This is a genomic window from Salegentibacter maritimus, from assembly GCF_016236975.1.
Lineage (GTDB): Bacteria > Bacteroidota > Bacteroidia > Flavobacteriales > Flavobacteriaceae > Salegentibacter > Salegentibacter maritimus.
The window spans coordinates 34,358-58,817 of the sequence record NZ_JAEHNY010000015.1; the positions used below are offsets into that span (position 1 = coordinate 34,358).

General features: G+C 37.0%; 17 protein-coding genes. 16 read left to right on the forward strand and 1 reads right to left on the reverse strand.

Going from position 1 to position 24,460, the window contains the following annotated elements:
• Positions 1–46 precede the first annotated feature (46 nt).
• The 6 genes from I6U50_RS14600 to I6U50_RS14625 all read left to right on the forward strand — a co-directional run bounded on the left by I6U50_RS14600 (position 47) and on the right by I6U50_RS14625 (position 12,018).
• A complete protein-coding gene (locus tag I6U50_RS14600) occupies positions 47–3,205 on the forward strand; it encodes a SusC/RagA family TonB-linked outer membrane protein (protein ID WP_193711207.1) in 3,159 nt (1,052 codons plus the stop codon).
• A gap of 21 nt (positions 3,206–3,226) precedes the next feature.
• Positions 3,227–4,849: a RagB/SusD family nutrient uptake outer membrane protein gene (locus tag I6U50_RS14605; RefSeq protein WP_198627684.1), complete on the forward strand. Its 1,623-nt coding sequence runs from the start codon at positions 3,227–3,229 to the stop codon at positions 4,847–4,849.
• A gap of 196 nt (positions 4,850–5,045) precedes the next feature.
• The gene (locus I6U50_RS14610) at positions 5,046–6,299 is read left to right on the forward strand and encodes a DUF2264 domain-containing protein (protein ID WP_232805956.1); all 1,254 of its coding nucleotides are present in this window, start codon (positions 5,046–5,048) and stop codon (positions 6,297–6,299) included.
• A gap of 425 nt (positions 6,300–6,724) precedes the next feature.
• On the forward strand, positions 6,725–8,596 hold the full coding sequence (locus I6U50_RS14615) for a heparinase II/III domain-containing protein (RefSeq protein WP_198639387.1): 1,872 nt from the start codon (positions 6,725–6,727) through the stop codon (positions 8,594–8,596).
• 18 nt (positions 8,597–8,614) lie between these two features.
• The gene (locus I6U50_RS14620) at positions 8,615–10,762 is read left to right on the forward strand and encodes an alginate lyase family protein (RefSeq protein ID WP_198639388.1); all 2,148 of its coding nucleotides are present in this window, start codon (positions 8,615–8,617) and stop codon (positions 10,760–10,762) included.
• A gap of 89 nt (positions 10,763–10,851) precedes the next feature.
• The gene (locus I6U50_RS14625) at positions 10,852–12,018 is read left to right on the forward strand and encodes a DUF2264 domain-containing protein (RefSeq protein WP_232805957.1); all 1,167 of its coding nucleotides are present in this window, start codon (positions 10,852–10,854) and stop codon (positions 12,016–12,018) included.
• 63 nt (positions 12,019–12,081) lie between these two features.
• Here I6U50_RS14625 and I6U50_RS14630 read toward each other — a convergent pair whose 3' ends face one another.
• Positions 12,082–13,110 carry a LacI family DNA-binding transcriptional regulator gene (locus I6U50_RS14630; RefSeq protein WP_193711201.1) on the reverse strand — a complete coding sequence of 343 codons (1,029 nt, stop codon included), beginning with the start codon at positions 13,108–13,110 and terminating at the stop codon, positions 12,082–12,084.
• A 607-nt stretch (positions 13,111–13,717) separates the two neighbouring features.
• On the opposite strand from I6U50_RS14630, the gene I6U50_RS14635 reads away from it, so the two are divergent.
• The 10 genes from I6U50_RS14635 to I6U50_RS14680 all read left to right on the forward strand — a co-directional run bounded on the left by I6U50_RS14635 (position 13,718) and on the right by I6U50_RS14680 (position 24,185).
• A complete protein-coding gene (locus tag I6U50_RS14635) occupies positions 13,718–14,950 on the forward strand; it encodes a glycoside hydrolase family 88 protein (RefSeq protein WP_193711200.1) in 1,233 nt (410 codons plus the stop codon).
• A gap of 88 nt (positions 14,951–15,038) precedes the next feature.
• Positions 15,039–16,622, forward strand: coding sequence for a sulfatase-like hydrolase/transferase (locus I6U50_RS14640; RefSeq protein WP_198639390.1), 1,584 nt, complete (start codon positions 15,039–15,041; stop codon positions 16,620–16,622).
• A 59-nt stretch (positions 16,623–16,681) separates the two neighbouring features.
• Positions 16,682–17,893, forward strand: coding sequence for a DUF4861 family protein (locus I6U50_RS14645; RefSeq protein WP_198639391.1), 1,212 nt, complete (start codon positions 16,682–16,684; stop codon positions 17,891–17,893).
• Positions 17,894–17,955: 62 nt separating this feature from the next.
• Positions 17,956–18,792, forward strand: a complete 837-nt coding sequence (gene kduI, locus I6U50_RS14650; protein ID WP_193711197.1) for a 5-dehydro-4-deoxy-D-glucuronate isomerase — start codon at positions 17,956–17,958, stop codon at positions 18,790–18,792.
• A gap of 27 nt (positions 18,793–18,819) precedes the next feature.
• Positions 18,820–19,602, forward strand: coding sequence for a gluconate 5-dehydrogenase (locus tag I6U50_RS14655; protein WP_198639392.1), 783 nt, complete (start codon positions 18,820–18,822; stop codon positions 19,600–19,602).
• Positions 19,595–20,599, forward strand: a complete 1,005-nt coding sequence (locus tag I6U50_RS14660; protein ID WP_193711195.1) for a sugar kinase — start codon at positions 19,595–19,597, stop codon at positions 20,597–20,599. Before I6U50_RS14655 ends, I6U50_RS14660 begins: the two co-directional genes overlap by 8 nt.
• Before the next feature lie 64 nt (positions 20,600–20,663).
• Positions 20,664–21,344 (forward strand): bifunctional 4-hydroxy-2-oxoglutarate aldolase/2-dehydro-3-deoxy-phosphogluconate aldolase, encoded by a 681-nt coding sequence (locus I6U50_RS14665; protein ID WP_198639393.1) that lies wholly within the window; start codon positions 20,664–20,666, stop codon positions 21,342–21,344.
• Positions 21,341–22,327, forward strand: a complete 987-nt coding sequence (locus I6U50_RS14670) for a TRAP transporter substrate-binding protein (protein ID WP_289024136.1) — start codon at positions 21,341–21,343, stop codon at positions 22,325–22,327. The genes I6U50_RS14665 and I6U50_RS14670 overlap by 4 nt, the downstream gene beginning before the upstream one ends.
• A gap of 104 nt (positions 22,328–22,431) precedes the next feature.
• Entirely contained in the window at positions 22,432–22,899 is a 468-nt protein-coding gene (locus I6U50_RS14675; RefSeq protein ID WP_193711193.1) for a TRAP transporter small permease, read from the forward strand.
• The gene (locus I6U50_RS14680) at positions 22,896–24,185 is read left to right on the forward strand and encodes a TRAP transporter large permease (RefSeq protein WP_198627674.1); all 1,290 of its coding nucleotides are present in this window, start codon (positions 22,896–22,898) and stop codon (positions 24,183–24,185) included. Before I6U50_RS14675 ends, I6U50_RS14680 begins: the two co-directional genes overlap by 4 nt.
• The last annotated feature ends 275 nt before the right edge of the window (positions 24,186–24,460 follow it).

Sequence of the window (24,460 nt, forward strand, 5' to 3'; positions counted from 1 at the left end):
GATTGTTTAATGTGTATTGAATTAATTAACGAAACCAAAAATCATTATGAAAAAATTATTAATTGAAAAAAATAAACCTCAGAATAGGCTGTGGAATATAGCCCCGTTCTTATTTTTTTTATCTTTTTTATTAAGCTTTACAGCATATTCACAGGGGAAGATTAGTATATCTGGAACAGTTACAGATGAAACTGGAATACCATTACCGGGGGTTACGGTAATGGAGAAAAATACCAATAACGGTGTAGTAACCGATTTTGATGGAAATTATGAGATTGTCTTACCCGATTCTAATACGGTTCTCAGTTTTCGGTATGTCGGATTTCTATCCCAGGATATTGAGCCCGCTGGACGTGATGTAATTAACATAGTTCTTAAAGAAGATATAGCAGCCTTAAATGAAGTAGTGGTGGTTGGTTATGGCAAGCAAGAAAGAGCCAATCTTACTGGGGCCGTTTCTACTGTGAATGCCGAAACTATTGAAGATAGACCTGTAACTAATTTGGGGAATGCTTTACAGGGAACTACTTCTGGTTTAAATATTTCCCGTACAACGGGACAGCCCGGTGATGAGGGCTTGAATATACAAATTCGGGGTGCTACATCAGCAAATGGAAATGTGGATCCTTTGCTAATTGTAGATGGGGTAACAATGTCTTTAAATGATCTAAATACCATTAACCCCACCGATGTGAAAACTGTTACGGTGCTAAAAGATGCTGCTGCGGCAGCTATTTATGGGTCTCGAGCGGCCGGTGGAGTTATATTGGTTACTACAAAAGAAGGGAAATCGGGAAAAACTGTTGTAGACTATTCAAGTCTACTTACCGTTCAATGGCCCTTAAATATTCCGGATAGATTGTCTCTTTTAGAAGAGGCTGAATTTTCAAACTTGGCAAGGAAAAATGCCGGTGTTGGGCCCGAGTATAGTGATTTTGATTTAGATAATATTAGAAATGGAGTAGAGTTTGTTGTTTCACCAACCGATTCTACTAGGTATCTTACTTATAACCAAAAAAGTATTAAAGATCAGGTAGCTAGAGATCTATATTTAATGCAAAGTCATAATGTTAGTGCTAGAGGCGGGAGTGATAAGGTTAACTACTTTTTTTCTGTGGGATATTTGGACCAGGAAGGTATGTTCAAAGTTGGCCCAGATGGGAATAAACGTCTTAATACTCGTCTAAATATGAGTGCCGAGTTGTCAAAACATCTATCATTAGATTCTAGATTGGCGTATAATGTTAACGATAGAGAATCACCTTCAGCAGGAGTAAATGGTTATGGTCTTTTACAGCAAGTTTGGCAGGCAAGACAACGTTTCCCAATCTTTACACCAGAAGGGAAACTCTTTGGTGGTGCTGGAACATCAGGAAATAACACTTATGCCTACCTAACAGAAGGAGGTTATGCTAACGATAAGCGGGCAGAATTAAATGGAACATTTACCCTAACCGCTTCAAACTTTATAGATGGTTTGGAGCTTAAAATGATCTATGGCCGGCAGGAAAATAGACGGGATTATGACAGATTTAATAGAACAGTGGAGTTATGGGATAGATTTTCTCCTGTTTACTATTTAAATAATCCTAACTCCTATACTGTGTTGGGAGCAAATTATGCAAGAGATAACTTTCAGTTCCTAACGAACTATAATATTACCCTTTTTAACAACCATAAAATTCATCTTTTAGGGGGCTATCAATGGGAAGATTATAGAGGACATTCTGTAACAAGCTCTGCCAGTTCCTTAGTTAGTAATGATTTACCATCTTTAAACCTTGGTGATGCCAATAGTAAAAGAAATAGTGAAGGGGTAACAACTTTTGCTAATCAATCATATTTTGGCCGTTTCAATTATAGTTTTAAGGATAAATATTTATTAGAGGCCACGATAAGGGGAGATGAGACTTCCCGCTTAGCGCCTGGATCCAGGCTAAAATGGTTTCCATCAGGTTCTATAGGCTGGAATATGCATAAAGAAAAATGGTTTGAAACTGCTTTACCCTTTTTTAGTGAATTTAAGCCAAGAGCTTCCTGGGGGCAATTAGGGAATGCAAATGCCGATATTATTGGCTATTACGATTATATCCCTGGATTAAACTATGGTAATGCTTTGGTTATGGGAGCTACCGAAGACCGTACTACTTATTTTTACCAGGGAGGACTTCCTTCTCCTAATTTAGCCTGGGAAACCGTAGAAACTGTTAACTATGGAGTAGATGTTTCTTTATTTAAGAATAAGCTACAGGGATCTTTTGATTATTATATTAAGCATAACAGGAATATGTTGATACCTACTAATTTACCAGCTACCATAGGTATAAATACACCCAGGGTTAATCGCGGTGAATTAAAAAGTTGGGGATGGGAGACTAATTTAAATTTTAGGGATAAAATAGGTGATGATTTTAGCTATAATATAGGCTTTAATCTATCAGACAACCAGAATGAGTTAATTAGTTACGGTGGTAATAGAAACACTGTAGGTTCTAGAACCAATAGATTAATTGAAGGTTTTCCATTAAATACAATTTGGGGCTATGAAACTGTGCCCGGCTATATAGAAAGCGAAAGCCAATTAGAAAATGCTCCTTTTTATGATAACCGAACAGGAATCGGAGACATAGAATATGTAGATCAAAATGGTGACGGCTTAATTAATAATGGCGGAGGAACTGTTGAAAATCACGGAGATTTAGTGAAACTAGGTACTGATCAGTCCAGATACCTATTCGGAATAAATGCCGGGGCAAATTATAAAAATATTGATTTTAGTATTTTCTTTCAGGGAGTTGGAAAACGATCCTTTTTAGCACCAACAGCGGTTGTAATGCCTTTTAATCAAACCTGGTTCCAACCTATGGCATTTCATAGAGATTTTTGGACACCAAATAACCCCGATGCCGCTTTTCCCAGGCCTTTTCTTAAAGGAACTCATAATTATGCAACTTCAGATAGATGGGTGCAAGACGGTAGTTATGTTCGTTTAAAGAATATTCAACTTGGTTACTCTCTCTCCCAAAAAGTAATAAGTCAATTACCTATATCAAGGTTCAGGATTTACGTTACGGGAGAAGATTTACTTCTGTTTAACAAATTGGGAGTCTTTGATGGCGTTTTTGATCCTGAGCAACGCAATGAGCAAAGAGCAAATTATCCGTTTACGGGTAAAGTTGCTTTAGGTATCAATTTATCATTTTAAACAATTTTGAAATTTATCAGTATGAAAAAAGAATTTAGAATATTATTTAGTTTAATAATGGTTTTTGGTGTGCTGTCCTGTAATGTAGATCGCTTACCGGAAACCTCTATTAGTGATCCTGCATTTTGGCAAAATGAAAACGACCTTAAGTCTGCCGCCAATTATTTATATACCTTTTTACCAGGTTTGCCAGAAACCGGTGATGTATGGTCTGATGATGCTTTTGGTACCAGTGCTAACTCTATAAGTGATGGTACTAGAATTACTCCATCTTCCGATGGATACTATAGAGCTCAATATAGACTTATTAGAGCAGCCAATAATATAATTGAAAAAGCAGATTTAGTAGCTGATAGAGGTGGAGATATTAACCAAATAAACATATATGTTGCTGAAGCCAAGTTTTTTAGAGCCTGGGGCTACTTTAATTTGTTTCGCCGCTATGGTGGGGTTCCTTTAATTTTAAAGCCCCTAAACATAGAAGATGAAGAGCTCAATATGGGACAGGCTTCAAGAGAAGAGGTTGTAGCCCAAATATATAGTGATTTAGATTCGGCAGTATTAGACCTTAAATCTCCAGGTACAATTAAAGCCGAGGATTATGGAAGGATATCCAAAACTGCTGCTTTAGCTTTTAAATCTAGAGTAGCTTTATTTGAAGGAACACGAAGCAAATTTCACGGTTATGGCGATGCTCAAAAACATTTGATGATTGCGAAGACTGCAGCGAAAGAAGTTATGGATTCTGGAGAACATGATATTTTTCCAAATTATTTCAATCTCTTTCAATATGAGGGAGAAGGTAGGCAGAACAAGGAGAATATATTAGTGAGGCAATATGGTAAAAACTTAGAAGAATCTATTTCTTATCATGTGGCACAAAGAAATTTAGAAACTGGGGCTGCCAATCCTACCAGGGGCTTAGCCACTTCTTATTTAATGACTGATGGACTGCCAATTAGTAAGTCTCCCTTATATGAAAAACCTACCAATACCGTAGAAGTTTTTAATAATAGAGATCCTCGTATGGGGGCTACCTTCTTTAAAGAGGGTGATGAGTATATTGGTACCCAGCCTGTATTTAATATTCCGGCGATAAGTTTTCAGAAAACTGGGTTTGCCAATAGGAGATATGCCAATTTGAACGATTGGCAAGTTTCCCGATCTTATATTGACAGAACGCTTATTCGTTATGCTGAGGTTTTACTGAATTATGCCGAAGCAACCTATGAATTAGATGAGAGCATTAGTGATGAAGATCTCAATATTTCGGTAAATATATTACGCGACCGGGAAAGTGTTTCCATGCCTCACCTCACCAATTCCCTGGTAGATAACAATGGCCTTGAAATGCGTGAAGAAATAAGAAGGGAGCGAAGAGTTGAATTGGCACTTGAAGGCTTTAGATATTGGGACTTGATTAGATGGAAAACCGCAGAAATAGAATTACCAAAAACTATATTGGGAAATTACTTTTTTGATGAATTCGGAACTGAGGTAGTTCCCGAGGTAACTTCAGATAATTTAATTATTCTACAAAAAGCAGAAAATAGGCACTTTGACCCTGCTCGGGATTATCTCTGGCCATTTCCAGTAAATCAAATTGCATTAAACCCTTCTCTGGAGCAAAATCCGGGTTGGTAAGAGATTTAATAATATTGCCAGGCTCTTAAGAAAGATGTTAAGACCTTTAAGTTATATTGGTTCTTAATAGTACCCTTAGAATCTTATTTAGGTTATTTAAGCAATAGGTGATTTTAATTACCTATTGCTTAAAACTAGCAAATACAAATAGCCTCTTGCAATATTTACATAACAACTTCAGTAAATGTAAACTATTATGAAAAGAAAGGAATTTCTGGTATCTGCTTCAGGAGTAATGGCACTTTCTGCCTTAGATCCTTTTAGAATAGCTGCTGCTAACCAGAAACAAGCTGGTTTAGAATCTTTTGGAAGTAATGACCGAGAGGTCTGGGTTAATACGTTATATAAAATGGCTCACCCTATATTTTCTAACCTGGCAAAGTCTACACTTAGAAAAAATATGCCAGTAGAGAAATCGCCATCTTACGATTCCCGAAAGGATGTTACTTACCTGGAAGCGGTAGGTCGGTGTATGGCCGGTGTGGCACCCTGGTTGGCTTTACCCGATGATGATTCGGAAGAAGGCAAATTAAGAAAAGCACTTAGGGAAAATGTTATTAAAGGTATTTCTAATGCTGTAGACCCGGCTAACCCCGATTACCTAAACTTTAGAAAAGAGTACCAACCTATTGTAGATGCGGCTTACCTTGCACATGGTTTCATAAGAGCACGTAATACTTTATGGGATCCTTTGGATGATGTAACAAAACAAAGGCTTATTACTGAATTTAAGGCTTTACGAACACGAAAACCGTTTGAGAGCAATTGGTTACTTTTTACAGCGATAACTGAGGCCTTTCTATTGTCTATTGGTGAAGATTGGAATAAGAAAGCAGTAGATCACGCTTTAGTGAAATTTGATGAATGGTATGTAGGCGACGGTTGGTATAGTGATGGGAAAACATTTGCCTTTGATTATTACAATTCTTATGTAATTCATCCTATGCTCGTGGATACCCTTAAGATTTTAGCCCAACATGATAAAAGGATGCGGGGAAAATATGAATTGGCACTAAAACGAATGGTACGCTATTCCTGGCAATTGGAAAGAGTGATCTCTCCAGAAGGCACTTTTCCGCCTATTGGTCGCTCTATAACCTATCGTACCGGGGCTATGCAAGCATTGGCTCAAGTAGCACTTGAGGAAAAGCTACCGGAAGATATAAACCCGGCACAGGTAAGGTGTGCCCTTACCCAAGTCACTAAAAACTTGTTAAGCGAGAGTGTTTTTGATGACAATAATTGGTTGGTACTCGGCTTTACAGGGCATCACCCCGAGATAGCAGATTATTATACTTCTACCGGCAGCCTATACATGGCCTCTTTAAGTTTTTTACCGTTGGGTCTTCCAAAGGAAAGTGTTTTTTGGAGTGGTGCTAAAGAAGAATGGACTTCCAAAAAAGCCTGGAATAAGGCTGCTTTCAAGAAAGATTATCATGTGAAATATTGAATTAACTGCAAACTAATCTTAAAGTCTATCCTCTTTTTCTGAAGTTATAACCCGAAGGAAATCAGCTTAAATGTAGTCACCCGGAAACTATTACCTTTAATTTTCTTTTATTATTTCCCATTGATAAACTAAAGGAAGGCTTTGAAGAAGCAGTTGGGTTGGCTTAACTGTTACTGGCAAAGATTATAATGAAAAAAGAGCCTTAGTGCTTTATATAGATGATTAATAAATTTTAAATAATTGATTTGTAAGGCGGGCTCTCAAAAGGAAGGGAAGCGCGAGATATAATAAAAACTTTAGTTAGTATGATTTTAAGAAACTTGCATTTAATGCTTTATAGGAAAAGGACTTCTATTATAAATTTGCTTTTTTTCATTCTTGTTTTTTTACCCCTTTTAGCAAATGCACAAGAGCAAAGAAATTTATTGCAGAAAGAACTACAGGAAAATAGCCTTTCAAGCTGGCAAAATATAGAATTAACAGGTTTTACTGCAGCATCTATAAGTGAAAAGTTACAAGAATTGCCTGAGAGCTCTAAACAAGAAATAAGGAGGAAAGGAGAAGCTGCTTTAGCTTATAATTGGCCTATTATTCCTGTAACTGCTTATTTAGAATTCGTGCGGTCTGGAGATAGGGAAATTATGCAAAGGTATTACCGCCAGCGAAATAAGACATTAAAAAATCTGGTGCTTGCCGAATTGTTGGAAGGTGAAAAAAAATATATTGACGCCATTGTTAATGCAAGTTGGGCTCTTTGTGAGCAATCTTCCTGGGTTCTTTCTGCACATTTGCCTTCACAAAAAGCTGGAGCCGGTGTCCCTGATATACAGGAACCTATATTAGACTTGGGCGCAGGCGAAACTTCAGTGAACCTGGGGTGGGTATATCACCTTTTTGGTACTGAGCTTGATAAAATCTCACCATTACTTAAAAAACGAATATTTTTAGAAATAGATGAAAAAATTATTCAGCCGTATGTTCAGCGAAATGACTTTTGGTGGATGGCATTTAAAGAAAATGAGTTTGTAAACAATTGGAATCCATGGGTGAATTATAATGTAGTATTAAGTACAATTTTACTGGGAGATGCAGTAAATAATGATTTAAGGAAAAAAGTTGTAAAAAAAAGTATGAGGTCTGTAGACAACTTTATAAACTATTATAAACAAGACGGGGCTGCCGATGAGGGGCCTAATTATTGGAGTCATGCTGGAGGTAAATTATTGGAATATTTAGAGTTGCTAAAAAATGTTTCAAAAGGTCATATAGACCTTGGTCAGGAACAAATCATTCAAAATATTGGTACTTATATCATGGATGTGCATATTGTAAATAAGTTCTATGTGAATTTTGCAGACTCTTCGGTACGAGTTAAACCTAACCCTGCTTTAATATATAGATACGGTTTGTACATCAATAAGCCAGAATTAATGCAGTTTGGGGCTTTTGTATCGCAAAACACTAATTTTTTGGACCACCCCATTATTGGTTCTTTAGATTATTCCCTAAACAATCTTTATATATATAAACAACTTAAGAATACTGCTCCCCTTAAGGAGAATAAATTGGTTTCACGATTTGACGAGACCGGTGTAGTAATAGGAAGAACAAGTAGCAATGGAAAGAAAGGTTTTTTCTTTGCAGCTAAAGGAGGGCATAATAACGAAAGTCACAATCATAACGATGTGGGTTCTTTTGTTCTGTATCATCAGGGAGAACCACTTATAGTAGACGTAGGAGTAGAAACCTATACAGCAAAAACCTTTAGTAAAGATCGTTATGAAATCTGGACTATGCAATCAGACTATCATAACTTACCAAAAATCAATAATAATTCTCAGGCTTTCGGTAAAGAGTTTTCTGCTAAGGATGAATCTGTAAAAGAGACTAGTTTAGGTTTGAAGTTTAGGTTAGATATTAGCGAAGCTTACCCAAAAGAAGCATATAGTAAAAAATGGGTAAGAAACTTCGAACTAAAAAGGGAGCTGCCTGAATTGATAATAGAAGATAGTGTTGAGTATAATAAAATTGAAACTCCTGCTATTCATAATTTTATGCTGGCAGCCCCTCCCAAATTGGTGAAAAAGGGGAAAATACTTTTAAGACAGACAGATGATAAAAAAGTCCATTTTTATTATCCTCCGGCTAAATTCAAGTTCGATGTAGAGGAGATTGTTTTGAATGATGAAAAATTATTGAAAGACTGGCAGCAGGAAAAGCTATATCGTTTAGTTTTAACCTCCAGAAACATAGATGAATTAAAAGAGGTATCCAGTTTTCGGATTCTTGAGGAGTAATAAAACAGAAGATTCAGTATGAAAAAAAATATTATTTTATCCTATCTATTTATTTGCTCTGTGTTAGCTACTCAGGCACAAGAAGATTCCTTTCTATTAAATAACTTTAATCTAAGTTATCCGGGGATGGATCAGGTGAAAGAAGTAATTGTAGAAGATAAAAATAAAGCCAAAAAAGCACTCCTGGATTATTTTAAACAAAAAGATAATTTATACTTAAAGTTATCATCAAATGATGCCGATAGGATTAGGCAAGAATTCCCAAAGGAGGTAGAACGCTCAATTGCTACGGCAAAAGAGGTTCGGGAAAAATATTTTCTGTTTCGTTATCCGTGGGATATGGAGAAAACCAATATTCCTTATCAGTTTGAGAACGAAATAGACTGGCAGGCCAATCCATTTGGTGATCCCGAGTGGACTTTTATGCTTAATCGTGGAAGATATTGGCAGGATTTAGGTAAAGCATACCTGCTAACGGGAAAAGAGAAATACGCTAAAACCTTTGTGCAGCAGGTAAGCGATTGGATAGACTCTAATCCTCTTTCTAAGGAAACCAAAGCTACATCCTGGCGGCGTATAGATACGGGAATAAGGGCAGAAAACTGGATAAAAAGTTTTGAATATTTTAAAGGATCAAAAAGTATTACTCCAGCCTTTTTTTGGAAATTTATGAATTCCCTGGTTCAACACGCCGAGTATTTAAATGAGGGTTTTAGCAAATTTTCTCAAACCAGTAACTGGGGGGTGCTGGAATTTCAAGGGCTTTATCATATAGCCTTATTTATGCCCGAATTTAGCAAAGCAGATAAATGGAAGGAGGATGCTGTCCAAAATCTTCTGGTAACCGCAAGAAATCAAATCTTAAGAGATGGTACACAATGGGAGCAATCGCCAATGTATCATAATGAGGTTTTTCATAGTTTTATGAACGTAGTTTTGTTATCACAGCGCACAAATACAAGTCTGCCTAAAACTATTGTTAAGAAAACAAAGGATATGGCTTATGCTAACCTGGAGTGGCAAAAGCCTAATTATCACCAACCTTTACTAGGAGATAGTGACGACACCGATTTACGAGACCTTCTTACTACTGCCGGAATTACTTTTATGGATCCGGTTATAAAGAGCCGTGCTTTTCCTATTGCAGATTATGAAAATGAGTTTTTATTTGATATAGAAAGCAAAAAGGCTTATAAAGAATTAAATAAACAAGTACCTGAATTCCTTTCAATTTTTCAGGAAAGTTCGGGCGATTTGTATTCCAGGTCTTCCTGGCAGGAAGATGCTTTTTATAGCAGTTTTCATTTAAAAAGGTTGGGGGGAGGACATTCCCACGATAATTTGTTGCATTTTAGTCTTTTTGCTTTTGGGCGCGATTATCTGGTAGATCCAGGGCGATTTACGTATGTAAATAACAAATGGCGAGAGTATTTTAAAGACAGTCGTTCTCACAATACTTTAGCGGTAGATGGAAAGCCAAATAGTGTTTATGGAACTTCCTGGGGGAATAAATTTGATGCCAAACAGGAAGGTGTTTTAGCTATAACTGAAAAAGAATTTGAATATGCCGAAGCTATTAATACAGCATATCAACGTCTTGATGATCCGGTAAACGTAAAAAGAAGAATGTTGTATTTAAAACCCGATGTTTGGCTGTTAATAGATAGCTTTAAAGGGAAAGAAACACATACTTATTCGCAGTTTTTTAATTTTCCCAATAAAAGAATAAGCCTAAATGGAAACTCGGTTTCTACAACTTACCCCGATAATAATTTAATGATTCAACCTATAAATCCGGTTGATATTAGTCTGGAAGAGGCCTGGATATCTCCTGAATATAATTTAAAAGAGGAGAGTCTAAAGGCTGAATTCTCTATAGAAAAGACAGGCTTCAATTCTTTTATTACGTTACTCTATTTCCCTGAAAATACTAAAGTGAAATTTGAGAAGGTACCGGTTTATGATGTAATGAATACGTTGCGCCCTGACGAAGAAGTGGAGGCAGTGAAATTAAGATTTAACTCTAAAGAATATATTCTAGTAGTCGCTCATAAAAAAGCTCCTGTACTTACCACATTTTTTTATGTAGAAGGCCAGGCAATAATGGGGGAAGTCGCGCTTATAGAAATAAAAAATAACGAAAAAGAGATTCACATCTTAAAATAATTAGGTTATTTATACCTTTAATTTTAATGTAAGAAATGATAAATCAAAAATATAGAATTCAATTAGTTCTTTTAACATGCATTTTTTTAATGTCCTTTTCAACATTTGCTCAGGATAAAGCAAAAATAGAGTCACGGGAATATTTTGTAAAAACCTTAGTGAAAATATCAGACCCTGTTCTATCTGCTTTGGCAAATAACAAGCTTAAAGAGACGATGCCCGTTGAAGTTGTTCATAATGCAAAGAGATCTAATTATACTTATCTCGAGGCTTTTGGAAGAACTCTGTCTGGAATTGCTCCCTGGTTGGAACTGGGGCCAGATGAAACAGAAGAAGGCAGGTTAAGGGAAAAGTACATACAACTTAGCCTAAAAGGTTTGGAGAATGCTACAAATCCCAGGGCTAAAGACTATATGAATTTTAGCGAGGGAAGTCAGCCTCTGGTGGATGCTGCTTTTCTCGCTCAGGGCTTATTGCGAGCACCAAAAGAGCTATGGGGGAGATTAGATGAAGAGGCCAGGGAAAATATTCTTATTTCTCTGAAGAAAACCCGAAAAATTGAACCTGTTTATAACAACTGGTTGTTGTTTACAGCCATGGTAGAAGCCGCTATCCTTAAATTTGAAGGAGAAGCAGATATGGTTCGTATTCAGTATGCCATAAAGAAACATGATGAATGGTACCTGGGAGATGGTACGTATGGAGATGGCCCTAATTTTCACTGGGACTACTATAACGGTTATGTAATTCAGCCTATGTTATTGGATATTTACAAAGTACTGGTGGATAGAAAGAATGATTTAGGCTGGAGATATAAGGATATTGATGAGGAGTATAATGAAATAGTGAAGAGGGCGCAAAAATACGCTCTTATTCAGGAGCGTTTAATTTCTCCATCCGGCACTTATCCTCCTTTGGGGAGGTCTTCAACCTACAGGTTTGGCGCCTTCCAGGCATTGTCACAAATAGCGCTTTTTCAAAAACTACCTAAAGCCATTACACCTGCCCAGGTACGTTCAGGACTGCAAGCGGTGATTGAAAAACAAATGACCGCTAAAGATATGTTTGACGAGAATGGCTGGTTAACCCTTGGTTTTTATGGGCATCAGCCAGAAATGGCTGAAGCTTACATCTCTACAGGTAGCCTTTATCTTTGTACTGAAGTCTTTCTAATCTTAGGACTTGAGCCGGAAACCCCCTTTTGGTCAGACCCGGCCGAGGACTGGAGCCAAAAGCAAATTTGGTCTACCAGGTAAATAGGTAGTGTAAAGAAAAATAGATGTCTGGCATTAATATTTTATAGATATTAGATCTTTAGTTTATTTTTTCCTAAGAGAAGAGCCTCTGGCTAGTAGGGTAGATTTAAGCGTAATGGTTTTATGTAAAACCTCTTTTTCCCCTCTCTTAATATTATCTATGAGAAGATCGTATGCATTTTTACCAATTTCAAAAGCAGATTGATCAATAGTAGAGAGTGGAGGCTCTATAACTTTTGAAGAAGGTTCATTACTAAAGCCTATAACAGCTATATCTTCAGGAATTCTCTTTCCTTTCTCTTTTAGGTGCTTTAAGGCACCAATAGCAGCAATATCGTTGGCAGAAAATATTCCATCAAAATCTATTTTGGCATCTAAAAGTTTTTGAGTTTCTTCATAACCATTCGCTTCCATTAAAGGTGAATTAATCACAAGCTCTTCTTTAAAAGGTAGATTGTTTTCCAGTAAAGCCAATTTATAACCTCTTAATCGGTTTTTGTAAATTTCCAGTGTTTGAGGGCCGGAGAAATGCACAATTTTAGAACAGCCTTGCGAAATAAGGTGATTTACAGCGTCGTATGCAGCTTGTTGATCGTCTATAAGAACCTGGCTGCTTTCCTGTACCTCGGGGCAAAACCGGTCAAAAAATACCAATGGAATTCCGTTGTTTTTAAGTTGTTTTAGATGTTCTCCATTTTGTGTTTCCATGGCAATAGAGATAATTACGCCATCTACACGATTTGAAATAAGGTTTTTTATAATGGCCTGTTCCTTCTCCAGGCTTTCCTGAGATTGACAAATTACCACGTTAAACCCTGTTTTAAAAGCACTTTCTTCAATCCCCGCAATTACCGTAGAAAAGAAATATCTTGATATCCGCGGAACTACAACACCTATAGTATTACTTTTGCTTTGTCTTAAATTAGAAGCTAAAAGATTGCGTTGGTAGCCTAACTCTTTTGCTTTGGCAATCACTTTTGCTTTGGTTTTTGCAGTAACTTTACTATTATTGTTCAAAGCTCGTGAAACCGTAGAGCTATCTATTTTTAGCTCTCGGGCAATATCGTGTATGGTTGTGCGGTGATTTTTCATATGTTAATTGCACTTAAATTGATAATTGAGCAAAAAAATACTGAGTATTTCATCTAAATATGGTTACTAAAACTTTTATTTAGGAGATATTAATGCTAATAATCAGTAAGCTAAAAATTTTATTCCTTTTAGCATAGGTTTTTTGCCTTAAACGTTTCTTTTTTGGGAAAGATTACAAATATACAAATATTATCACAATCGATTGTAATGATTTCTAATCAATTGAGCTACTATTCCTTTAAAATTGATTCTATTAAGGAGTATTAAAAAAACTATAGACCAAATACATTTGGGGTTTGCCCGGTTTCTATGGAGTGATTTTTATCACAGTTAGCTGCCTGGCCTTTTAAACTCTTATTATCAAGAATAGTTTTGTGACAAAAGTGAACCAACTGGTTTCTGAATGCAATTGTACTTATTTATTAAAAAAATAATTCATTATACAATCGATTGTTTTTATGGATTAAAATTTGTAACATTGTTCATTAATCAGGTGATCCTGGTGTGTATTAAAGAATAGTAAGGGAAGAATGCTGTGGACTTATACGTGCTTGTTGGGTTGCTAAAGAGTTGCATATCAAAAAATAATAAGCTTAAACTAGTATAGATGAAAAAATCAAAAATCGGCTTTTTAGTTTGTATTTTGGCAGTTCTTTTTTCCTGTAAAGAGAACGGTGAAAAGAAAGAAACAAAAGTAGCTACACCTAAAGTTGCCGCAGAAAACTTTCCTGATAAGGAATTGGCGTTGGCGGCTAAGCAATATGATTTATTGTTGAAAGATGCCCGGGAAGCAGATAGGGTTCCGCGTACTGTAAATGAGCAAGGGGGGATACATTGGGCAAACCAGGGGTTTGATTGGACCATAGGTTTTTTTCCTGGAACTTGCTGGTACCTTTTTGAAGATACTAATGATGAAAAATGGAAAGATGCCGCTGATTATTTTCAATCAAAATTTGAAAATTTCAAAAATATTAAGAGTAATCATGATCTGGGTTTTGTCTTTCAATGTTCTTATGGAAATGGTTACAAAAACACCAAAAATGAAAGCTATAAAGATGTTCTTATTACCGCGGCCAATTCACTAATTGAGCGTTTTAACCCTAAGGTAGGGTCTATTAAGAGTTGGAATGTAGATGGAGGCTGGCAATCTGAAAGAGGTTGGAAATTTCCGGTAATAATAGACAATATGATGAACCTGGAGTTGCTTTTTGAGGTTAGTAAAATGACTGGGGATGAAAAATATAAGCAAATAGCAATTACACATGCCAATACCACATTGAAAAATCATTTTAGGGATAACAACAGCTCTTACCACGTGGTAGATTATGACCCTAAGACCGGCAAAGTAAGAAGTAAACAAACTGCACAGGGGTTTAATCACGAGAGTTCCTGGGCCAGGGGGCAGGCCTGGGGTCTATACGGTTTCACCCTTAGCTATAGGTATACCAAAGATGAAGCCTATTTGGAACAGGCAACAAAAATAGCCGATTTTATACTGAGCAATGAAAGCACACCAGAGGATATGATTCCATATTGGGATTATGATGCGCCAAATATTCCTAATGAACCTAGAGATGTCTCGGCTGCAGCTATCACGGCTTCAGCGCTTATTGAACTTGCAGGCTATGATGATGAAAAGTATATGGAGGCAGCCAACAAGATCCTAAAGTCACTTGCTTCAAGCGAATACACCGCCAATATAGGAGAAAACAATCATTTTATTTTAAAGCATAGTGTTGGGAGTATTCCCCACAAAAATGAAATTAATGTACCATTAAATTATGCCGATTATTATTACGTAGAAGCCTTATTGCGCTACCGCGAGGCTTCTGGGAAATAAGATAATCGATGATAGATAATTGTTTCTTCTGTTTTGTTCAACGAACAATTTTAGGGATACAATTCAATATTTGTGAAAGATAACTGGGATGAACATGTCAAAACCTTGTTTTGGATTTTTATATATAGCAGTACTAAGTTTATTGGGGTGTAACTCTGTAAATAAAACTGTAGAAATTCGGGATAGTAAGGAAAGGCCGAATGTATTGATTATTTATCCCGATCAACTTAGGCGATATAGTGCAGGCTTTTGGTCTGAACCTGGATATCGGGATGCGGTAGTAGGGAAGCCAGACCCGGTAATTACGCCCACAATAGATAATTTGGCCAAAAACGCTGTGGTTTTTACCCAGGCCTTTGCTAATTATCCACTTTGTAGTCCTTCCCGCGGTATGCTTTTATCGGGTATGTATCCTGAGCAGAATGGGATTTGGAACAATGCCAGGGTTGGAAGAGAGGAGTCGTTAAAAGAAAACATTATCACTATTACCAATTTATTTCACGAGGAAGGCTATGATATTTCCTATTTCGGAAAAGCACATTATATAAAGCCGGTGCCAAAATTTAATAATGCGGGAGATTATGTAGGAACCGAAGATGCCTGGGGAGGTAATTATATTAATGAATTTGACACTTATATCCCGCCTGGAGTAGATAGACACGATATAGATTATTATTATCAGGTATTGAAAGATGAGCATGCAAATCCGTTTGTGTTTTCTAACGATCCTGCAGTAGTAGGTGGGAATAAAGATGGGGAGTTATATCAACCTCGTGAATTTTCCACTAAAATAGAATCTGAAACCATTATTGAATATCTTAAGAATAAAAGAAATCAAAGAAATGCAGATAAGCCATTTTTTATGATCTGGTCTATTAATCCGCCGCACAATCCCTGGGATAATGCCAATACAGATATGGTAGAGTATCGTAAACATTATGATACCGATAAATACCCTAACATTGATAGTGCCCTGGTGGTAAGGCCTAATGCAGATTTTAAAGTAGCCAGTTATGCGCGTAACTATTTTGCCAATGTAACAAGTATAGATAAGTATATAGGTAGGGTTTTAGAGCAACTAAAAAAAATGAAGGTTTTGGATAACACCATAGTGGTTTTTACTGCAGACCATGGTGAAATGATGGGAAGTCATGGGCTTACCGCTAAGAATGTTTTTTATACTGAATCTACGGCGGTTCCTTTTATTGTACACTGGCCAAAGAAGGTAAAGCCTGGTAAAACAGATGCCTTATTGGGAAGTCCAGACATTTATCCTACCATTGCAAGCTTGGTAGGTTTAAAAGAAGAAACGCCAGAAGCCGTTGAAGGTAAAGACCTTTCTGCCTTTATAAAAAATCCGGGGAAAGTCGATGCTAAACCTGGAAGTATATTGCTAATGTTGAAAAATTCCCGTGGCCTGCAAACCAATAGGTATACATTGGTTTTAACAGAAGTTAAAGAACAACAGGGCAATTTGGAAGGAGCTAAAATAGGGGAGGCCTATATTTTTGATAATACAAAAGATCCTTATCAATATTATAAAATTCCATTGGAGGAAAAACCAGGTTTATCTGGAAAGCTTTTGAAAGCTTTAGCCCAAAAGCTTAAGAAGGCAAACGACCCCTGGTTTCAGGATAAAAAATACAAAAACTTAATTCCTTACCAGGATTAGAGAGATTAATATAATAGGTAATTGACTAATTAAAGAGTTTTAAAATTTATACCAGAAATATGAAAATAAAGACCAAAGGATTAGGGTACGTTTTAACTTTTCTAGGCGTACTTTTATTATTTGCTAGTTGTAAATCTAATACTAAAGAGAAAGCAGAGGAGTCGCTAACTGTTGAGGTTCAAAACGAACTGGATTTTAACAGAAATGAAGTGGTTGGAATTAAAAAGCAGGATTTACAAAGTTTTTTGGGAGATAAATCTGAAGAGAATCTTCGAATTAAAAAGGAGGGAAAAGAAGAGTACCTGCGAACCCAATGGATAGATTATAACCAGGATGGCATCAACGATGAAATTCTTTTTCAGGCGAAAGTAGGTGCAAATTCTTCTGTGAAATACATCATAGTAGAAGATAGTAGTAAAACTGCTCCTAAAAGCAATGTCGTAGCATATTCTCGTTTTGTTCCCGAGCGTATTGACGATTATACATGGGAAAACGACAAAGTTGCTTTTAGAACTTATGGTCCTGCAGCCAAACAAGCGGCTTTAGATGGTGTTCCCGGAGGTGTGGTTTCCAGCGGAATTGACTTGTGGTTAAAAAGTACCAATAGATCTATTATAGACGAATGGTATAAAAGAAATACCGAAGAAGAAGGCTATTACCATACCGATAGGGGAGATGGCTATGATCCTTATCACGTAGGTAGTAGTCGCGGCACCGGTGGAATTGGTATTTATGAAAATGATAGCTTATATGTTTCAGAAAATTTTGTGGATTTTAATATTATAGCACAGGGACCCTTGCGAACAGTATTCGAATTAAGCTATGCACCCTGGAGTCCATACAATGTCAAGGAAACTAAACGTATAAGCCTTGATTTGGGTACTAACTTTTCAAAATTTGAAAGTACGTTTTCTTCAGATAAAGAAGTGCCCAATTATGCTGCGGGGATTACGCTTCATAAAAATGAAGGAGATTTTGAAATGGATGAAGAGAATGCCTGGCTTTTACATTGGGAAACTATAGACGGTTCCCATGTAGGGGAAGGTATAATTGTAGACCCCAAACAAGTAGATTCAATCTTTGCCCGTGTCTCAAAGACTCCCGACCAAAGCAATCTTTTAATAACAATGCAGCCAAAAGAAAAATTGGTTTATTATGCTGGTTTTGCCTGGGAACGAAGTGGCCAGGTTTCTTCTATGGAAGAATGGAAAAGAATGTTGCTAAAACAGGAAAAGATTATAGATAAACCTTTAGAGGTTAGTTTAAAATAAAGTGAAATAAATGCTTTTTAGTGTTTAATATAAGTTAAGTAGTAAGTAAAAAACAAAAAATTATGACAAATTCAGATTTTAGGTACGCACATCATCCAGAAGATGCCAAGAGATATACAACCCAGGATTTAAGGGATCATTTTTTGCTTCCGGAACTTTTTAAGAAAAATGAAATTAACCTAACCTACACCATGTACGATAGGTACATTGCGGGAGGGGCATTTCCGGTAGATCAAAAAGTAATGCTTGAGCCTATAGATGAATTAAAAGCCGACTTTTTTCTGGAAAGAAGAGAATTGGGAATTATTAATGTAGGTGGAAGCGGTAAGGTTACTGTAGATGGCAAAGAGTATGAGCTTGGCCATAAAGAAGCCCTATATGTAGGTCGCGGAAATAAAGAAGTAAGCTTTGAGGCAGTTGATGGAGAGCAGCCTTATTTTTACTTAAATTCTGCCCCGGCACATAAAGCTTACCCAACAAAAAAAGTAACTAAGAATGAAGCTGAAATTGTGCATCTTGGAGATGATAAATATTCAAATAAAAGAACAATCAATAAACTCCTTGTAAATTCGGTAATAGATACCTGTCAATTACAAATGGGAATGACCGAATTGGCGGAAGGAAATATTTGGAACACCATGCCACCACATACCCATTCACGCAGAATGGAAGTGTATTTTTATTTTGATTTGGAAGAAGGGCAAACCATAAGTCATTTTATGGGGCAACCCCATGAAACCCGTCATATTTTTATGAAAAACCACCAGGCAATAATTTCCCCGGAATGGTCTATACACGCTGGCGCAGGAACATCTAGCTATACTTTTATTTGGGGGATGGCCGGAGAAAACCTGGATTATAGTGATATGGATAAGGTTGCTGTAAACGAATTAAAATAAAACATTAATTATAAAAGTAGAAAGACAATGAAGTTATTTGATTTAAGTGGAAAAGTAGCATTGGTAACTGGTGGTACTCACGGCCTGGGAATGGCTATAGCTAAGGGGCTTGCCGAATCTGGAGCAGAATTGGTTATTACTGATATTTTTCAAGACAAATTAGAACAATCGATTGAAAAATATAAAAATGAAGGCTACAAAGCCACTCCTTATCTTTTTGATGTAACCGATGAAAATGAGGCCGAAGAATATGTAAATAAGATTTTGGAAGCCCATGGCAAGATAGACATCCTTGTAAATAATGCAGGGATTATAAAGCGTGAGATGGCTGTAGATATGAAGGTGGCAGACTTTAGAAAAGTGATAGATGTAGATCTTGTAGGTCCATTTATCATGTCTAAATTGGTTGCAACCGATATGATTAAGAGAAAGTCGGGGAAAATCATCAATATGTGTAGTATGATGAGTGAATTGGGCAGGGATAATGTTAGTGCCTATGCAGCAGCCAAAGGAGGATTAAAAATGCTTACCAGAAACTTAGCTACCGAGTGGGCAAGACATAACATTCAGGTTAATGGTATTGGCCCCGGCTATTTTGCCACTAGCCAAACCGAACCTATTCGTAAAGATGGACACCCTTTTAATGAATTTATAATTAGTAGAACACCAACTGCAAGATGGGGAGACCCGGAAGATTTACAGGGAGCAGCAATATTTCTAGCGTCTGAAGCCAGTAAATTTGTAAATGGTCAGGTGGTTTATGTTGACGGTGGAATTTTAGCTACTATAGGAAAACCGGCCAATGAGTAAGGTAGTTACTTTTGGAGAAGTCTTAATGCGTTTATCTCCATCTAATCACCGAAAGATGCGGCAGTCCCATCAATTGGAGTTCTTTTTTGGGGGCACCGAATTGAATGTGGCCGCATCTTTGGCTAATTTTGGAATGCGTGTAGAGCAGGTTAGTGCGGTATCTAAAGATTTTGTAGGAGAAGCTGCAATTGCTTCTATGCGCCATTTGGGTATTGAAGTGCCTGCTGTAACCAGGGTAGATCATCCGTTAGGACTGTATTTCCTGGAAATAGGTGCAGGAATGAGACCTAGCCAGATTTCCTACAATCGGCTTCATGGTGCTTTTGCCAATATTATCCCAGATACAATTAATTGGGAGGAAATATTGGAAGATTGTAGCTACTTTCATTGGACCGGTATTACGCCGGGAATTTCAGAAGCAGCATATAAAACTTTAAAAAATGGGTTGGAAGTCGCCCAAAAAAAAGGAATAACAGTTACTGCGGACCCCTCTTATCGTAATAATTTATGGAAATACGGAAAAGAAGGGGGCGAAGTATTGGCCGAGCTTACAGGACTTTCTAATATCTTTATTGGCGGAGTAAATGAAATTAACGAAATCCTCAAAACCGATTTTGAACTTAGTAGGGAAGGATTTATTGAAGCCAGCAAAGAGCTTATTTTTACTATTCCCAGTATCGAAAAGGTTTTCGATAAAGTAAGGACAGGTGTTAGTGCTTCCTGGCAAAAAATTTACGGACAGGCCTGGACTGGTACAGAATACATCAACACGGTAGAATTAGAAATATCTAGTGTGATAGATCGTATTGGTACCGGCGATGCATTTGCTGCAGGAATTATCTATGGGCTTGAAAATTATGATGATCAATATACCTTAGAATTCGCAACCGCATCTTGTGTTTTAAAACATACTATCTTGGGTGATAATAGCCTGGTGAGTTTGGAGGAAGTATTGGATGTCATGAATGGAAATACAGGGGGGAGAATAAAACGATAATACATTCTGTGAGATTTATAAGGTATTATATGATTAAGTAAAACATAGCAATAAAAAGAAGTATATGGCGAATTATACGAGAATAACGGTAGTAGAAACTATGAAAAAGACGGGTATCGTTCCGGTTTTTTATAGCAATAACCTGGAAGTATGTAAAGAAGTTTTAAAAACTTGCTATGAGGCGGGAGCCCGGGTGTTTGAATTCACTAACCGCGGGGATTATGCGCACGAGATTTTTGGCGAGCTGAATAAATATGCTTTAAAAAACCTGGACGGAATGATAATGGGAGTAGGCTCGGTTATAGACGCCGGTACTGCTTCGTTATACCTTCAGTTAGGTGCAAACTTTATTGTTTCTCCTATTGTTAATCCAGAAATGGGCAAAACCTGCAATCGTCGCAAAGTAGCCTGGATGCCGGGTTGCGGTTCGGTGACCGAGATATCGTATGCCGAGGAATTAGGGGCAGAGGTAGTTAAAATATTTCCGGGTGGCACGGTAGGAGGTCCATCCTTTATAAAAGCAGTAAAAGGGCCTATGCCCTGGAGCAGTATTATGCCTACCGGTGGGGTAGATACCACTGAAGAAAGTCTAAAGCAATGGTTTGATGCAGGAGTACATTGTGTAGGTGTGGGGTCTAAAGTTTTTATTAAAAATAAAGATGGCTCTTATAACCTCGATACTTTAAAAGAAAAATTAGAAGGAGCCCTGAAATACGTACAACGAGCTAAAACAAAAGACCAGTGAAATTTCAAAAAAGAATAGGCAAAAAGCTTCTATTGATTTTGCTAATTGGTATTTTCATTTCCTGTGAGGAACATAGTGATGTAAAGATTATAAAACTTGGTCACCATTTAGATGTTAGCCATCCGGTTCATAAGGCAATGGTTTTTATGAACAAAAGACTTCAGGAAAAATCTAATGGTAGGATGAAGCTTGCAATTTACCCGAACGCACAACTAGGTTCAGAACGCGAATCTTTGGAGTTATTGCAAATTGGTAGTTTGGGCATGACTAAAATTTCTTCAGGAGTAATGGCAAATTTTGCCCCTGAATTAGAAGTATTTGGTTTGCCATTCCTCTTTAGAGATCGGGAACATCGTTTTAAGGTGCTAGAAGGTGAAATAGGAAAAGAGCTACTTAATGCAAGTACTGGACAACGGTTAAAAGGGCTTACTTTTTACGATGCCGGGAGTAGAAGTTTTTACAGTAAAAAGCCAATTCGAAAACCTGCAGATCTTGAAGGTCTAAAAATACGGGTAATGCAAAACCAGGCAGCCATACGCATGGTTAAGCTATTGGGAGGGTCCCCAACCCCAATTTCTCCCAGTGAGTTATATACAGCCTTACAACAGGGAATCGTAGATGGCGCAGAGAATAATCCGCCAACATTCCATTTAACACGAGATTATGAAATATGCAAGTATTATACACTAGATGAACATACTTCCCTCCCCGATGAATTAGTAATTGGTACGCCGGTTTGGAATAAGTTAAGTAATAAGGAACAAAAATGGCTTAAAGAAGCCGCTGTAGAATCTACCAAATATCAGAAGGAGATTTGGAGAGAGGCCGAATTGGAAGCACTGGAAGAAGTTAAAAAAGCCGGCGTGGAGATCTTTAGGGTAGATAAAGATAAGTTTAGGGCTAAGGTAAAACCTATGTACGAGGAATTTGCCAAAAATCCTCAGCTTAAAACCCTGATAGATAAAATCCAGAAAACAGGGTAGTATTATTTAAACCGGTAAAATCCCAGATGAGAAAATTAACCATGCAGAGATACGGTTATTTCTATGTAGTATAATCTCTGCATATGCTATAAAACTATATACAGATGAAAGAAAATATAGATAAAGTTTTAAGTCATTTTTTAGTACTACTTATGGCTATTATGGTTATGGCAGTAACCTGGCAGGTCTTTTCAAGATATGTAATGCAAGCCCCAAGTTCTATAACCGAAGAGTTGTCCCGTTTTCTACTCATTTGGATTGGGCTTTTAGGAGCGGCTTATGCATCAGGACAGCAAAATCATTTAGCAATAGATTTGTTGGAAAGCAAATTAAACCCACTCCACAAAAAAAGACTGAAAATCAGCATTAATGTCTTAATAATATTTTTCTGTATAACGGTTTTAATTATTGGTGGGGGCAACCTTGTTTATGTGAATTTTGACCTGGGGCAAAACTCGGCTGCCTTAGGGGTTCCCTTATACATTATTTATACTGTACTTCCTTTAAGTGGTGTATTGGTAATAGCTTATAAAGTAAATGAAATTTTAAATTCCGAAAAGTACCTAACATGATTTCAGAAATATTAATCCTTGTAATTTCATTTGTAGTATTACTGGCCATTGGGGTGCCGGTAGCCTGGTCTATTGGGTTGTCTTGTTTATTTACTATGCTGGCTTCACTCGATTCACTGGTAGCTTTTACCACTATAGCGCAAAGAATGGGAACAGGATTGGACAGCTTTTCCTTGCTTGCAATTCCATTTTTTATTTTAGCGGGACAAATAATGAACCAGGGAGGAATTGCCCGACGACTTATTGATTTTGCGAAGGCCTTAATTGGCTCTATGCCCGGCGGATTGGTGTATGTAAATGTAATAGCAGCAATATTATTTGGTGCTATTTCCGGTTCTGCTGTAGCGGCTGCTTCAGCCATTGGAGGTATTCTGGGGCCACCTATGGAGAAGGAAAATTACTCTAAAGAGTTTGGGGCGGCAATTAATATTACTTCTTCTACCACAGGAATGGTAATTCCACCTTCTAACGTGCTTATTGTATATTCTTTGGCCAGTGGAGGGGTTTCTATTGCGTCTTTATTTTTAGCCGGTTATATCCCCGGAATTTTAATGGGGTTGGCCCTTATGCTTGCAGCCAGTGTATGGATTAAAAAGAAAAAATATCCAGCTGGGAATTCAACAAGCTTTAAAAAAATACTCTCTACCTTTTTTAACGCATTTCCCAGCCTTTTGCTATTAGTAGTAGTAATTGGTGGAATTGTGTCTGGGGTATTCACCGCCACCGAAGCTTCTGGAATTGCAGTTATATATTGCCTGGTCTTAGCTATTATATACCGGGAACTGGATAGAAAAATTCTTTTTAAAGTATTTCTGGATTCGGTAGGTACCACCGCTATTGTTATGTTGTTAATTGCTGCATCTATGAGTATGTCTTGGGTAATGTCTTATGAAAATATACCTCAGGCCGTTAGTGATACCTTACTTTCTCTTAGCGATAACAAATTTGTGATTTTATTGATTATTAACTTATTGTTGCTTTTTGTAGGAATTTTTATGGACGTCACCCCGGCTGTACTAATCTTTACACCTATATTTTTACCGGTTATGGAAAACCTGGGAGTAGATCCAATCCATTTTGGAATTGTAATGGTAATGAACCTATGCGTAGGATTATGTACACCACCGGTGGGTTCTGTTCTTTTTGTAGGAGTTGGTGTGGCAAAAACCAGTATTCAAAAGGTAATAAAACCCTTACTACCACTTTATGTAGTAATGTTTCTAGTGTTACTCCTAATTACTTTTATACCTGCTATTAGCCTGTGGCTACCGGGTTTGTTTGAATAGAATTAAGCGATTTGTTTTTATTTATTTTTTGGTTAGCAGGTTCTAAATACTATTACCAGGTATTTTGAATATTAAAATTTTAGGACTTAAAACTATAATACTGAAGCTATTTTGTGAAAATATAAGTTATGTACTCACAAGGCAATGTGTTTCAAAGAAAATATATAAGCCCAGGAACATCTAATTATGAATCAAAAGTTTTAAATTTCGCTTGGAAAGAATACAGTTTCAAATCAAAATATTTTAAAAAGTAGACGAGGCTTAAGTTGGAGTGA

Excerpts from the sequence above, each read along its gene's own strand:
- I6U50_RS14620 (WP_198639388.1), top strand. The coding sequence starts at position 8,615 with ATGAAAAAAAATATTATTTTATCCTATCTATTTATTTGCTCTGTGTTA.
- I6U50_RS14655 (WP_198639392.1), top strand. The coding sequence starts at position 18,820 with ATGAAGTTATTTGATTTAAGTGGAAAAGTAGCATTGGTAACTGGTGGT.
- I6U50_RS14660 (WP_193711195.1), top strand. The coding sequence starts at position 19,595 with ATGAGTAAGGTAGTTACTTTTGGAGAAGTCTTAATGCGTTTATCTCCA.
- I6U50_RS14625 (WP_232805957.1), top strand. The coding sequence starts at position 10,852 with ATGTCCTTTTCAACATTTGCTCAGGATAAAGCAAAAATAGAGTCACGG.
- I6U50_RS14610 (WP_232805956.1), top strand. The coding sequence starts at position 5,046 with ATGAAAAGAAAGGAATTTCTGGTATCTGCTTCAGGAGTAATGGCACTT.
- I6U50_RS14675 (WP_193711193.1), top strand. The coding sequence starts at position 22,432 with ATGAAAGAAAATATAGATAAAGTTTTAAGTCATTTTTTAGTACTACTT.
- I6U50_RS14640 (WP_198639390.1), top strand. The coding sequence starts at position 15,039 with ATGAACATGTCAAAACCTTGTTTTGGATTTTTATATATAGCAGTACTA.
- I6U50_RS14665 (WP_198639393.1), top strand. The coding sequence starts at position 20,664 with ATGGCGAATTATACGAGAATAACGGTAGTAGAAACTATGAAAAAGACG.
- I6U50_RS14630 (WP_193711201.1), bottom strand. The coding sequence starts at position 13,110 with ATGAAAAATCACCGCACAACCATACACGATATTGCCCGAGAGCTAAAA.
- I6U50_RS14645 (WP_198639391.1), top strand. The coding sequence starts at position 16,682 with ATGAAAATAAAGACCAAAGGATTAGGGTACGTTTTAACTTTTCTAGGC.
- kduI (WP_193711197.1), top strand. The coding sequence starts at position 17,956 with ATGACAAATTCAGATTTTAGGTACGCACATCATCCAGAAGATGCCAAG.
- I6U50_RS14680 (WP_198627674.1), top strand. The coding sequence starts at position 22,896 with ATGATTTCAGAAATATTAATCCTTGTAATTTCATTTGTAGTATTACTG.
- I6U50_RS14635 (WP_193711200.1), top strand. The coding sequence starts at position 13,718 with ATGAAAAAATCAAAAATCGGCTTTTTAGTTTGTATTTTGGCAGTTCTT.
- I6U50_RS14605 (WP_198627684.1), top strand. The coding sequence starts at position 3,227 with ATGAAAAAAGAATTTAGAATATTATTTAGTTTAATAATGGTTTTTGGT.
- I6U50_RS14600 (WP_193711207.1), top strand. The coding sequence starts at position 47 with ATGAAAAAATTATTAATTGAAAAAAATAAACCTCAGAATAGGCTGTGG.